We start from the raw sequence: 13,266 nt of genomic DNA on the forward strand, positions 1-13,266 counted from the left end.
GAGTTCTTCTAGGTGGGTCCGATGGGCGTCGACCGCCGGCGAGGCTGTTCGCCGCACCGCACTTCGAGCGCTCCCTGACCCCGGTTTCGATATAGTTCGGGGAATGCGTGGCCAAAAAACCACGCGAATTCCAAGAGTTTATCAGCCCCCCGAGTTTGTCGTCATGCCCAGCCCCGCACCCTTTGATGTTCTCGTACTCGGCAGCGGCGCTGCCGGGCTGGTCACCGCCCTACGATTGGCCGACCAGGGTGTGCGGTCCCTGGTGGTGTCGAAGGGGCGCATCTCGGAGGGCAGCACCCTCTACGCCCAGGGCGGCATTTCGGCCGTACTGGACGAAGGCGATTCCATCGATGCCCATGTCCAGGACACCCTGATTGCCGGAGCCGGGCTGTGCCGGCGTGATGCGGTCCAGTTCACGGTGGAACGCGGTGCCGACGCCGTCCACTGGCTCATCGACAAAGGTGTGCGGTTCACGCCGTCAGACTCCGGTGACGGCTTCGCCTATCACCTCGCCCAGGAGGGCGGACACAGCCATCGGCGCATCATCCACGCCGACGACGCGACGGGCCGCGCCGTCGAAAAAACGCTGATGCAGCTGGCCCGGGCACATCCCTTGATCCAGTTGCTGGCGCATCACATGGCCGTTGACCTGATCCGCTCCGACCATCGAATCGTCGGAGCGTACCTACTGGACATCCGATCGGGCCGGGTTCAGACCTTTCCCGCCAAAGCAACGGTACTGGCTACGGGCGGGGCCAGCATGGTGTACCTGTACTCCAGCAATCCTCACGGAGCGACGGGCGATGGCATTGCCATGGCGTGGCGTGCGGGGTGCCGTGTCGCCAACATGGAGTTCATGCAATTCCACCCCACCTGCCTGTTCCATCCGGAAGCCCGCAATTTCCTGATCACCGAGGCGTTGCGTGGCGAGGGCGCGCAGTTATTGCTTCCCGACGGCACGCGATTCATGCCGCAGTTCGATGAACGAGCTGAGCTGGCGCCGCGCGACATTGTTGCCCGGGCCATCGACCATGAAATGAAACGACTGGGCCTGGATCATGTGCTGCTGGACACAACGCGGCTGGATCCTGATTTCCTGCGCCAGCACTTCCCGACGATTCATGCCCGCTGCATGGAGCTGCGACTGGACCCGACAGCGCGCGCCCTACCCGTGGTCCCCGCCGCCCACTACACCTGCGGCGGTGTATTGACCAACCTGGCGGGCCGCACCGATCTACCTGGCTTGTACGCTGTCGGTGAGACCGCCTCTACGGGGCTGCACGGAGCCAATCGCATGGCGAGCAATTCGCTGCTGGAGTGCCTCGTCTTCGGTACCGCCGCCGCAGAAGATTTAGCCGCAAGCATTCACGAGGCACCCGCCCCGGGCACCCTCCCGGCCTGGGATGCCAGCCAGGTCGGTGATTCCGACGAGGAAGTGGTCGTCAGCCATAACTGGCAGGAACTGCGTCGCTGCATGTGGGATTACGTCGGTATCGTGCGCACCACCAAACGCCTGGAACGCGCGCAACACCGGATCCAACTGCTCGCCGACGAAGTGCAGGAATACTATGGCAATTTCTATGTGACGCCCGATCTCATCGAACTACGCCACTTGCTCACGGTCTCCGAGCTCATCGTGCGCTCGGCCGCATCGCGGCGGGAGAGTCGCGGCCTGCACTGGATTCGGGACTACCCCGACACGCTGCCCGATGCCGTGGACACGGTGCTCACGCCAGATCGCATTCGCATCCGCAACGCGGCCTAGCCTCCAGCCCGTTCACCGTGATCGGTGGACAGGGTCAGCAGCTGACGGCGCAGTGCGCGATGAGCCGTAGCCCCCAGCATGTCAGGGGTCAGCCACAGGACGACGCGACGCTGGGTCCGGTCTTCGCGTAAACCCAGACGGATCCACCAGGACAAGACCACTGGAGAGCCAAGCAACCTGAACGACTCCTCGCGCCACCGGACCTGCGCGTCATCGCTCAAACGCAACATGCCGTGCTGCCGACCGAGGCACCGTAGCGTCGCGATCAGGCAGCAGGCAGCCAGTGCCCAGCCCGTCAGTCGCAGCCAGTCGTCAATCGCGCTTAGCCACAGTGCAACACCCACACTGCCTGCTGCCAGCACAACAGCTAGCCGGGTGACAGGCGCCGGATTAACCGCGTAACTGGACCATGCGGTCGACGATGGCACGGATCTGCTCGTCTGGCGCGGGCATGCGGCCAAGGAAGATGGCATTGACTTCGGGATCATCCATCTCCGCGAGACGGATGAATGCGTCCTGTCCTGCCTCGGGTAGCTGATCGTACTCCAGCGCCAGGAAGCGCTCGAACAGCACGTCGTGCTCTTTCATGCCCCGGCGGCAAAGCCACTTGAGCCGCCCCCGGGGCATTCTTGCTTCACTCATGAATGCGTCCTGCAGACCTTCGCCGACTCGGGCCGGTTCAGCCTGCCCGCTCCAGAATCATCTTCTTGGTCTCGGCAATCGCCTTGGCCGGGTTCAGACCCTTCGGACAGGTCTTCGCACAGTTCATGATCGTGTGGCAGCGATAGAGCTTGAAGGGGTCTTCAAGCTGATCCAGACGCTCGCCCGTGGCTTCATCACGAGAGTCCGCAAGCCAGCGATAGGCCTGGAGCAGGATGGCCGGCCCCAGATACTTGTCCCCATTCCACCAGTAGCTCGGGCATGACGTGGAGCAACAGGCGCAGAGAATGCACTCGTAGAGCCCATCAAGCTGCTTACGTTCTTCCGGGGTCTGCAGTCGTTCACGCGATGGCGGCGGCGTCTGCGTCTTCATCCAGGGCTCGATGGACGCGTACTGGGCATAGAAATGCGTCAGGTCCGGCACCAGGTCCTTGACCACCGGCATATGCGGCAGCGGGTAGATGCTGATCATGCCCTTGAATTCGTCGATGCTCTGCGTACACGCCAAGGTGTTCGTGCCCCGGCCGTCACCGATATTCATGGCGCAGGAGCCGCAGATGCCTTCGCGACACGAGCGACGGAACGTCAGCGTGGGGTCGACCTTGTTCTTAATCCAGATCAGCGCGTCCAGCACCATCGGGCCGCAGTCGTCCAGATCCACCGTGTAAATGTCGAGCTGCGGGTTCTGGCCCGAGTCGGGATCGTACCGGTAGATCTTGAACTGACGGGTGTTCTTGGCACCCGCCGGCGCAGGCCATTGTTTGCCCTTCACCATCCGGGAATTTTTCGGAAGCGTGAACTCCGCCATTAGTAGACCCTCTTCTTCGGCTCGATGTATTCGAGCTCGTCAGACATCGTGTAGTTATGCACCGGCCGGTAGTCCAGTTCGATCTTGCCGTCCTTCCACCAGGCCAGCGTGTGCTTCATCCAATTCACGTCGTCGCGCTCGGGGAAGTCCTCGTGCGCATGCGCCCCGCGGGATTCCTGGCGGTTGGAGGCCGAACACATGGTTGCCATGGCCTGGCCCAGCATGTTGTCCAGTTCCAATGTTTCGACCAGGTCGGAATTCCAGACCATGGAGCGGTCCGTCACCTTCACATCTGCGAAGGAGGCGGCGACCTGGGTCATCTTTTCCACACCCTCGGCCAGCGAGTCGCTGGTCCGGAAGACGGCCGCGTGGTTCTGCATGGTCTGCTGCATGTTGTCGCGGATCTCAGCCGTCGAGAGCGAGCCATTGGCGTTTCGCAGCTTGTCGAGACGCGCCAGGATCGGCTCCAGGTGATCGTCGGCCAGGCGCTTGTGCGGGGCGCCTTTCTGCACCACCTCGGCAGCGCGCTTTCCAGCCGCGCGACCAAAGACCACCAGATCGAGCAACGAATTGGAGCCCAGTCGGTTGGCACCGTGTACCGACACGCAAGCAGCCTCGCCTACGGCCATGAGCCCTGGCACCACCGAATCCGGATCACCGTCCTTCAGCGTCAAGACCTCGCCCTGGTAATTGGTCTGCACGCCGCCCATGTTGTAGTGCACGGTCGGCAGCACAGGAATCGGCTCCTTGGTCACGTCGACGCCCGCAAAGATCTTGGCCGACTCGGCAATCCCCGGCAGACGCTCGTTAATGACCTCTGGGCCCAGATGCTCCAGATGCAGGTGAATGTGGTCGGCCTTGGGCCCAACCCCCCGGCCCTCCCGGATTTCGATGGTCATCGAGCGGCTGACCACGTCACGCGATGCCAGGTCCTTGGCATTGGGCGCGTAGCGCTCCATGAACCGCTCACCCTTAGAATTGGTGAGGTAGCCGCCCTCGCCGCGCACGCCCTCGGTGATGAGGCAGCCGGCACCGTAGATGCCCGTGGGGTGGAACTGAACGAACTCCATGTCCTGGACCGGCAGGCCGGCACGCAGCACCATGCCGCCACCATCACCCGTACAGGTATGGGCTGAGGTACAGGAGAAGTAGGTCCGGCCGTAACCACCCGTGGCCAGAATCACCATGTGCGCTCGGAACTCATGCAACTGCCCGGTGGACAGGTCCCAGGCCAGCACGCCACGGCAGACGCCTTCGTCGTCCATGATCAGGTCGATGGCGAAATACTCGATGAAGAATTCCGCTTTTTCTTTCAGCGATTGCTGATAAAGCGTGTGCAGCATGGCGTGGCCGGTCCGGTCAGCGGCAGCACAGGTGCGCTGAGCCGTGCCTTCACCGAAATGCGTGGTCATGCCGCCGAACGGGCGCTGATAAATCTTGCCTTCGGCAGTTCGCGAAAACGGCACGCCGTAGTGCTCGAGCTCGATAATGGACGGGATGGCCTCACGGCACATGTATTCGATCGCATCCTGGTCGCCCAGCCAGTCAGAGCCCTTGACCGTGTCGTAGGCATGCCAGCGCCAATCGTCTTCGCCCATATTGCCGAGCGCAGCTGAAACCCCGCCCTGGGCCGCCACCGTGTGACTACGTGTTGGGAACACCTTGGTCACACAGGCCGTCTTGAGTCCAGCCTCTGCCAGACCCAGCGTCGCGCGCAAGCCTGCACCGCCGGCACCGACGACCACCACGTCGTACTCGTGCTTGATGATTTCGTAAGAATCGGTCATGTCGTTTCAGTCCTGTCGCGGGCTCAGCCCAGCGCGATCCGCACCACGGCAAAGATGGCGGCAACCGCCAGCACCAGGTGCGCAAGTTTCATGAGATACATGGAGACCAGCTTGGTCGTGGGTCCGTGAATGTAGTCTTCGATGACCACCTGAACCCCAAGCTGAGCGTGATAGAACAAGGTGGCGAAGTAGATCACCAGCGCAACGGCCACCCAGGGCGCGGAGACCCAGGCCACCGTTGCCTCGTAACCGCCACCGATCAGGCTGGCCACGGAAAACACAAACCAAAGCGTCAAAGGCACCAGCAGCACTGCGGTGATGCGCTGCATCCACCAGTGATGCAAGCCCTGCTTGGCCGAACCCAGGCCGCGTGCGCGACCGATTGGAGATTGAAGACTCATCGTGATTCCCCTTAGGCCAGTGCGACGATGACCGCAGCCACGGTCAGCGCAGCTGCAGATGCCAACACGGCATATCCGGACTTGTAGGCCGTCTCGATCTCGAAGCCCTTGCCGGCATCCCAGAACAGATGTCGGATGCCGTTGGACAGGTGATAGAAAATCGAAAACGTCCAGCCCAGCAACAGCAGCTGACCAAACCAGCTACCCGCGAAGCCATTGAAGCACTCCAGTGCTTCCGGACCAGCCGCCACGGACAGGATCCAGGCAGCCAGCATTAGCGTGCCGACAGCCAATGCAATGCCAGTCCCGCGATGAAAAATACTCATCATCGAGGTCAGCTGCGGCTTGTACACCTGAAGATGCGGCGACAAGGGCCGCGACGATTCACTCATGGAGCTCTACCTTTAAAAGTCGATGCAGCGTCCCTTGCGCTCCCAGTCCCCATAGCGAGTCGGCTCGAGGCCCTTGGGGCCACCGTATTCCTCTGGGCGGGAAGCATCGGGGTATTCGGTTTGTCCGGACGGTTCTGCGCCCGGCACAGCACCTTTGGCCGGGGTCTGATCCTGGTCCGGTGTCTGGTCTTGGGGAGTCATGGGGCGGGAGTATACTGGGTCTACCCAGTCTCGACATGCACTGACGACCTGCGCCGGTGTCGATCAAGACCTGCCAACCGATGGAATCCCCCTGATGAACACGTCATCCCCCTGGACCGTGCTCTGTGTCGATGGTCGCGACGCCCAGGATTTTCTCCACCGCCAGCTCACTGCAGACATCGCCGGGCTAGTGCCCGAGCAGTGCGTCCAGGCGGGCCTCTGCCAGCCGGACGGACGCCTGCTCGCGACTCCGGTTGTCTGCTGGCTGGAGGGGCGCCTGCGACTCATCCTGCCCGCCGACCTGGCCCAACCGGTGTCACGCCGCCTGCAGATGTTCGTGCTACGAGACGATGTTCAGCTCAGTGTCAGCGACGTGCCCTGCCGCCCCATAGAAGCTAACCACAGTCTCGCGGCTGGTCAGACACAAGAGACAACGGACGGCCTACAGCTGAGCCTGGCCGGTGATGTGCCACGCACTCTGCAGCTGGGCGGCGAGACCTCAAACCACATCGATGTCGACACATGGCGACGCCAGACCATCGCCGCGGGCGCTCCACAGATCTACGCCACCACGAGCGGACAGCTGCTGCCGCAGTCTCTACGCCTGGATCAGCTAGGCGGCGTGAGTTTCCGGAAAGGCTGCTATCCCGGACAGGAAGTGGTGGCCCGCCTGCACTACCGGGGCCAACTCAAGCGTCTGCTGGCCCGGGCAGACATCGAGCAGGGCTCATGCTCGCCCGGCGAGACGGTTCAGATGGATGGGCGCGGTATCGGGCTGGTTGTGGAAGCCGTTGATGACGCTGCGCTGGTCGTGGTGCATCAGGATGCGCTGGGCGGGACCGGCGAGACGATCCACGGGCAGCTTCACATTGCGGAACGCTCGCTGCACGGCTAAACGTCGCCCACAAAAAAGGCCCGCACCGGACGCCGGCACGGGCCTTGAACCATCGAAGACCGTTTAGAACAGAGCTTCGTCCAGCTCCATCAACGGTGCCGCACCGGCCTTGACCTGATTGATCAGCATCTCGGTTTCCGGATACAGCTTGGCAAAGTAGAACCGCGCCGTCGTCAGCTTGGCCTGGTAGAACGCCTTGTCGGCGTCATTGGCCGAGTCCAGCTTGCGCATCGCAACGCTGGCGGAGAAGCACCAGGAGAACGAGAAGACCAGGTGTCCGATGATCCGTAGATACGGCACGGCCGCAGCGCCGGCTTCATCCGGGTTCTTCATGGCCTTTTGCCCGATTTCGGCCGTCAGCGTCTGAACCTGCACCGCCAACTTGCCCAGCGGATCGGTGAATTCCTTCATGCCCTCGTACTCGGACTGGCGCATGATCAATTCCTGGATCACCTTGCCGAATTTCATCAGCTTGGCACCCATGTCACCCAGCACCTTACGCCCCAGCAGGTCCAGCGCCTGAATCGTGTTGGTGCCCTCATAGATCATATTGATCCGAGCGTCACGCACGCACTGCTCCAGCCCCCACTCGGTGATGTAACCGTGGCCGCCCAGCACCTGCATGGCCAGCGTGGTGGACTCGTAACCGTTGTCGGTGATGAAACCCTTGATCACCGGCGTCAGCAGCGAGACGAGATCATCGTTGTCCTTGCGCACGGATTCATCAGGGTGCTTGTGCGACAGGTCAATCGCCAGCCCGGCCCAATAGGTAAAGGCTCGCGCCGCTTCGACATAGGCCTTCTGCGTCATCAGCATGCGACGCACATCGGGATGCACGATGATCGCGTCGGCCGGCTTGCCCGGATTCTTGGGCCCGGTCAGCGAACGACCCTGGAGCCGGTCTTTCGCGTAAGCCAGTGAATTCTGGTACGCGAACTCGGCCAGCCCCAGCGACTGCATTCCCACACCCAGACGTGCACCATTCATCATGACGAACATGGCCTTCAGGCCCTTGTTCGGCTCACCGACCATCCAGCCACGGGCGGCGTCAAAGTTCAGCACCGCGGTGGCATTGCCGTGAATGCCCATCTTGTGTTCCAGCGAGCCGCACTTCACGCCGTTCCGCTCACCGGGGTTGCCGTCCGCATCAGGAACGAATTTCGGCACCACGAACAGCGAAATGCCCTTGGTGCCCTCGGGCGCATCCGGAAGACGCGCCAGCACCAGGTGGACGATGTTGTCCGCCATGTCGTGCTCACCGGCCGAGATGAAGATCTTGGTACCGGATACGGCGTAGGACCCATCAGCCTGCTCTTCGGCCTTGGTCTTCAAAATGCCCAGATCCGTGCCGCAATGCGGCTCGGTCAGGCACATCGTGCCCGTCCACTCGCCAGACACCAGCTTGGGCAGGTACAGGTCTTTCTGTGCATCGGTGCCGAATGCCAGCAGTGCCGTGTAGGCACCGTGCGACAGCCCCGGATACATGCCCCAGGCCTGGTTGGAGGAATTGATCATCTCCATGAAGGCGCTGGACAGCAAATGCGGCAGACCCTGGCCGCCGTAATCCACATCGGCAGCCAGCGACGGCCAGCCCGCCTCCACATACTGCTTGTAGGCGTCCTTGAAGCCCGTGGGCGTTGTCACGTTGCCGTCCGCGTCCAGCTTGCAGCCTTCGCGGTCGCCGACAGCGTTCAGCGGCTGGAGAATCTCGGAGCAGAATTTACCGCCCTCTTCCAGCACGGCATCGATGGTCTCGGCATCGATATCCTCATGCTGAGGCAGCTTGGCCAGCTCGGCTTCGACGTTAAGCATCTCGTGCAGCACGAACTGCATGTCGCGCAGCGGCGGAGTGTATTGAGGCATGAAATCAGTCTCTTGGTGTCAGGAAATCGGTGGGGACGGCGCCCTGGCTCCGGAATGCAACCGGAGCGGGCCGTATCGGTGGATCGGCCACTCGCAGCCGGCCTTGAACTGCATGGCAGCACAAGCAGCGGTCGCGGGCCACGCGCCCCGAAGCCGGCAGTGTAACCCCGATGTGCTGTAAAGGGCCGCCTCTGACGCAGGCGTGACCACAAACCAGCGTCTAACTGTCCTGCACCTGGCGCAGCTGGGGAAACAGCAGGACGTCACGAATCGATGGCGAATCGGTCAGAAACATCACGAGCCGATCGATGCCGATGCCCTCGCCAGCGGTCGGAGGTAGGCCGTATTCCAGAGCGCGGATGTAATCCGCATCGTAGGCCATGGCTTCATCGTCCCCGCCGGCCTTGGCCGCCACCTGGGCCTTGAAACGTTCGGCCTGATCCTCCGGGTCGTTGAGCTCGGAAAAGCCGTTGGCCAGTTCACGCCCCGCCAGGAAGAACTCGAATCGGTCGGTGACATGCGGGTTGGCGTCACTGCGGCGTGCCAATGGCGACACCTCGGTGGGGTACTCGGTGATGAAGGTCGGCTGCATCAGCCGGTCCTCGACCGTGGCCTCGAACAGCTCCGTCTGCAGCTTGCCGAATCCGGCATCCTTGGGCACGGCCACCCCCCGCTGTTCCAATTGAGCACGCAGATAATCGGTGTCCTCGAGCCGGTCGGCATCCAGGTCATCGTTGTAGGCCAGCAGCGATTCGCGCATGGTCAGCCGGGCAAATGGTTGCCCCAGGTCATACTGCTCGCCCTGGTAGGTCACCACGCTGTCACCGTTCACGGACAAGGCCAGATCACGCAGCAAGGTTTCGGTCAGGTCCATCAGATCGCGATAGTCCGCATAGGCCTGATAAAACTCCAGCATGGTGAATTCCGGATTGTGCCGGGTGGAGACACCTTCGTTGCGGAAATTCCGGTTGATTTCGTAGACCCGCTCAATGCCGCCAACCACCAAGCGCTTCAGATAGAGCTCGGGGGCAATGCGCAGATAAAAATCGCTGCCCAGCGCGTTGTAGTGCGTCACAAACGGCTTGGCTGCAGCACCACCCGGCAACGGTTGCATCATCGGCGTCTCGACTTCCTGGTAGCCGAGGCTGTCGAGAAAATGCCGAATGAACCGGACAATGGCCGCGCGCTTGCGAAACACCTCGCGCACGTCCGGGTTGACGATGAGGTCGACATAGCGCTGGCGATAGCGCGTCTGCGTATCCGTCAGCCCCGCCCACTTCTCGGGCAGCGGCCGCAATGACTTGGTGAGCAAACGCAGCGAGTTACACCACACCGACAGCTCTCCGGCCTTGGTCTTAAAGACCTTGCCCGTCGCACCCACCACATCGCCGATATCCCAGCCCTTGAACGCGTCATAAACGCCTTCGGGCAGATCATTCTTGCGAACGAACAGCTGGATGCGCCCGGAACTGTCCTGGATGTCGACAAAGCTCGCCTTGCCCATGACGCGTCGGCTCATGATTCGACCCGCCACGGCCACGGGCTCGGCCAACTGCTCAAGCGCCTCGGCATCCTGCGTGCCGTACAGGCCCTGGACATCCGCGGCCAGGGCATCGCGTCGGAAATCGTTTGGAAAGGCAGGCGCCTGTCCTTCTCGCAGGGTCGCCAGCTTTTCGCGTCGCTGCGCGATGAGCTTGTTCTCGTCCTCGACGAGGTCGACGTTCGCTTCTTTGGAATCAGTCATGACAGCTTCGTTTGGGCCCGAGAGACTCGGGTAGATTCTGGGTTACACGCCCTGCTTCAGCGACGCCTCAATAAAGGGATCAAGGTCACCATCCAGGACCGCCTGGGTGTTGCCAACCTCGACATGCGTCCGCAAATCCTTGATGCGTGACTGATCCAGGACGTACGAACGGATCTGGCTGCCCCAGCCGATATCGGACTTGCTGTCCTCCAGCGTCTGGGCATCCTCGCGGCGCTTCTGCATTTCCAGCTCATACAGCTTGGCACTGAGCTGTTTCATCGCCCGATCCTTGTTCTGATGCTGGGAGCGCTCGCTCTGGCATTGAACCACCACGCCGCTGGGCCCATGGGTGATGCGCACGGCCGACTCAGTCCGGTTCACATGCTGGCCACCCGCACCGCTGGCGCGATAAACGTCGATGCGCAGATCGGCGGGATTAATCTCGATGTCGACCGAATCGTCAATTTCGGGCGAGACGAACACCGAGGCAAAGGAGGTATGTCGGCGCGCGCCGGAATCGAAGGGAGACTTGCGCACCAGGCGATGCACGCCGGTCTCGGTCCGCAGCCAGCCGTAGACATAGGCGCCGGATACACGGACCGACGCGCTCTTGATGCCGGCGACTTCGCCCGCCGAACATTCCAACAGCTCGGTTTCAAAGCCGCGTCGCTCGCACCAGCGCAGGTACATGCGCAACAGCATTTCCGCCCAATCCTGGGCCTCCGTGCCACCGGAACCCGCCTGGATATCAACGAAGGCATTGGACTCGTCCAATTCACCGTCGAACATTCGCTGGAACTCAAGTGTTTCGGCGGCCCGGGCGAAGCGCGCCACATCGGCTTCGATCTGCGCAAGCACCTCGGTGTCCTGCTCGTCCGCGGCGAGCTCCAGCAGCTCCTGCGCGTCATCCAGCCCGTTCAAGGACTGCTCGAGCGGCTCCAGCGTGGCTTCGAGCCGAGCTTTCTCCTTGCCGAGTTCCTGTGCCCGGTCGGGTTCGTTCCAGACATCAGGCTGCCCCAGTTCAGCCAACACCTCATCGAGGCGCTCACGCTTGGTGGCTGCGTCAAAGATAGCCCCGAAGAGCGTCGAAGCGCGCCTTCAGGGCCGTGATCTCCTGAGAAATCTGATTGGGTTCCATGGGCACCGGTCAACTGCCGGGTTTCCGAAAAGGGCGCGGAAGGATACACAAGGCGCCGAAGCGCGTCATCACAAGGCTTTGAACCACTCCGGGCGCAGTTGCGACCGCGTGAACTGCGTGTTAACAATTCGGGTTCAAATGTCGCACACTACGCTTCTGCCTGGCTGATGGATCAGTCAAAGATACGTGAGGGACAAAGACGTGAATAACATCCGAAACGGGGGAAATCGAATGATCAGTCGTCTCGTGGCCACCACTTGCGGGGCCGCACTGCTAGCCGGCGTGACTGCTACTGCACACGCGCAAGAGCAGGACAAGCGCTTTTATGTCGCGCCGATGGCGATGTTCACCGCCGTGGACGATAACCGCCAACTGGATGATGCCGTCGGCGGCGTGCTGTCGGTCGGTAAGCCCCTGACCAGCGGTCTGAACTTCGAGCTGACCGGCTGGCTGAGCGAAGCCGATTACGAAGACACCTCCATGACCGAGCCAGCGGAGCTCAAGGGATTTGGTGCGTCATTCCTGCTCTTCCCGAACCGGAACGAACTGCCGTTCTTCGGCATCATCGGCGTCAGCCACGGCACCACGGAGATGCACCCTGCTGCCGGTGGTCCCGCCAACTATGAAAGCACGGTTGGCGACATCGGTATCGGCGCGATCTATCCGATCTTCTCCGACCGCGTCTATGTGCGCGGCCAGGCCATGTATCGCTACGACTCGCACAACCGTCGTGATGCGGGCGATACCGGCAAGGACGGTTTCTACGAAGCCGTTGCCGCCCTGGGCCTGCATGTGACCATCGGCAAGTCGCCGGCGACGCTGGCCGCCGAGAAGGAAGCCGAAGAGGCCGCCTTGGTGCCGGTTGTCCAGGACTCCGACAATGACGGCGTCAACGACGATGCCGACGCCTGCCCGGGCACCGCGCGCGGTGTCAAGGTGGATTCACGCGGCTGTGAACGTGACTCCGATGGCGACGGCGTGCTGGATGGTTCGGATCAGTGCCCGAACACCCCGGCGGGTCAGCCTGTCGATGCCAAGGGCTGCTCCCTGGACGGCGACAACGACGGCGTGCTGAACCAGATGGACCAGTGCCCCAACACCCCGGCAGGTGCCGAAGTACTGGCCGATGGCTGTGCCCTGACCAACGACTGCCGCATCCCGCAGCCGGGTGATCAGGTCGATGCCGACGGCTGTGCCGTGACCCAGGCGGTCATTCTGCGCGGCGTCAACTTCGATCTCGATTCGGCCCGTCTGACCCCGAACGCCAAGGCGATTCTGGACACGGTGGGCGATGCCCTGCTGTCGATCGAATCCGTCAATGTCGAAATCGGCGGCCACACCGACAGCCTCGGCTCGAATGCCTACAACCAGAAGCTGTCACAGCGGCGCGCAGAATCGGTTAAGACCTATCTGAGCGAACGCGGAGTCGACGCCAGTCGCATGGAAGTCAAGGGCTATGGTGAAGCCGAGCCCGTGGCGCCGAACGACACGGCAGAAGGACGTGAACTCAACCGCCGCGTCGAGCTGAAGATTCTCGAGTAAGCGGTCGCGCGTTCTACAGCCCCCGGTCGTCGAAGAACGGCCGGGGGCTTTTTATTGTGTCCTGGTCTTG

General features: G+C 62.2%; 13 protein-coding genes. 3 read left to right on the forward strand and 10 right to left on the reverse strand.

Features of this window, described 5'->3' with window-relative positions:
- Positions 1-163: 163 nt before the first annotated feature.
- Positions 164-1,765: an L-aspartate oxidase gene (gene nadB, locus DEH80_RS10655; protein ID WP_109720477.1), complete on the forward strand. Its 1,602-nt coding sequence runs from the start codon at positions 164-166 to the stop codon at positions 1,763-1,765.
- Here nadB and DEH80_RS10660 read toward each other — a convergent pair.
- From DEH80_RS10660 to DEH80_RS10690, 7 genes are read right to left on the reverse strand one after another with little or no spacing between them, the layout of a single operon-like run.
- Positions 1,762-2,193: a protein YgfX gene (locus tag DEH80_RS10660; protein ID WP_165831423.1), complete on the reverse strand. Its 432-nt coding sequence runs from the start codon at positions 2,191-2,193 to the stop codon at positions 1,762-1,764. The genes nadB and DEH80_RS10660 overlap by 4 nt on opposite strands.
- Positions 2,156-2,407, reverse strand: a complete 252-nt coding sequence (locus DEH80_RS10665; RefSeq protein WP_109720479.1) for an FAD assembly factor SdhE — start codon at positions 2,405-2,407, stop codon at positions 2,156-2,158. The genes DEH80_RS10660 and DEH80_RS10665 overlap by 38 nt, the downstream gene beginning before the upstream one ends.
- Before the next feature lie 37 nt (positions 2,408-2,444).
- Complete coding sequence (locus DEH80_RS10670; protein WP_109720480.1) at positions 2,445-3,233, reverse strand: succinate dehydrogenase iron-sulfur subunit; 789 nt, start codon at positions 3,231-3,233, stop codon at positions 2,445-2,447.
- The gene (sdhA, locus tag DEH80_RS10675) at positions 3,233-5,020 is read right to left on the reverse strand and encodes a succinate dehydrogenase flavoprotein subunit (RefSeq protein ID WP_109720481.1); all 1,788 of its coding nucleotides are present in this window, start codon (positions 5,018-5,020) and stop codon (positions 3,233-3,235) included. The genes DEH80_RS10670 and sdhA overlap by 1 nt, the downstream gene beginning before the upstream one ends.
- Before the next feature lie 23 nt (positions 5,021-5,043).
- Positions 5,044-5,421 carry a succinate dehydrogenase, hydrophobic membrane anchor protein gene (gene sdhD / locus DEH80_RS10680; protein WP_109720482.1) on the reverse strand — a complete coding sequence of 126 codons (378 nt, stop codon included), beginning with the start codon at positions 5,419-5,421 and terminating at the stop codon, positions 5,044-5,046.
- A gap of 11 nt (positions 5,422-5,432) precedes the next feature.
- Complete coding sequence (gene sdhC / locus DEH80_RS10685) at positions 5,433-5,813, reverse strand: succinate dehydrogenase, cytochrome b556 subunit (protein WP_109720483.1); 381 nt, start codon at positions 5,811-5,813, stop codon at positions 5,433-5,435.
- Between the two features lie 12 nt (positions 5,814-5,825).
- Positions 5,826-6,014: a DUF1674 domain-containing protein gene (locus tag DEH80_RS10690; protein WP_109720484.1), complete on the reverse strand. Its 189-nt coding sequence runs from the start codon at positions 6,012-6,014 to the stop codon at positions 5,826-5,828.
- Between the two features lie 94 nt (positions 6,015-6,108).
- Here DEH80_RS10690 and ygfZ point away from each other — a divergent pair, with 94 nt between their 5' ends.
- On the forward strand, positions 6,109-6,909 hold the full coding sequence (gene ygfZ / locus DEH80_RS17335; protein ID WP_207774562.1) for a CAF17-like 4Fe-4S cluster assembly/insertion protein YgfZ: 801 nt from the start codon (positions 6,109-6,111) through the stop codon (positions 6,907-6,909).
- Positions 6,910-6,972: 63 nt separating this feature from the next.
- Here the strand turns inward: ygfZ and DEH80_RS10700 are convergent, their stop codons facing one another.
- The 3 genes from DEH80_RS10700 to prfB form a co-directional block, all read right to left on the reverse strand.
- Positions 6,973-8,772, reverse strand: coding sequence for an acyl-CoA dehydrogenase C-terminal domain-containing protein (locus DEH80_RS10700; protein WP_109720486.1), 1,800 nt, complete (start codon positions 8,770-8,772; stop codon positions 6,973-6,975).
- A 220-nt stretch (positions 8,773-8,992) separates the two neighbouring features.
- A complete protein-coding gene (lysS, locus tag DEH80_RS10705; RefSeq protein ID WP_109720487.1) occupies positions 8,993-10,516 on the reverse strand; it encodes a lysine--tRNA ligase in 1,524 nt (507 codons plus the stop codon).
- Positions 10,517-10,558: 42 nt separating this feature from the next.
- A protein-coding gene (gene prfB, locus DEH80_RS10710; protein ID WP_109720488.1) for a peptide chain release factor 2 occupies positions 10,559-11,654 on the reverse strand; the annotation gives its coding sequence in 2 pieces (ribosomal slippage) (positions 10,559-11,581 and positions 11,583-11,654; 1,095 coding nt in all).
- 231 nt (positions 11,655-11,885) lie between these two features.
- Between prfB and DEH80_RS10715 the strand changes: the two genes are divergently transcribed.
- A complete protein-coding gene (locus tag DEH80_RS10715; protein WP_207774563.1) occupies positions 11,886-13,196 on the forward strand; it encodes an OmpA family protein in 1,311 nt (436 codons plus the stop codon).
- Positions 13,197-13,266: the final 70 nt, after the last annotated feature.

This window comes from Abyssibacter profundi (genome assembly GCF_003151135.1).
Lineage (GTDB): Bacteria > Pseudomonadota > Gammaproteobacteria > Nevskiales > OUC007 > Abyssibacter > Abyssibacter profundi.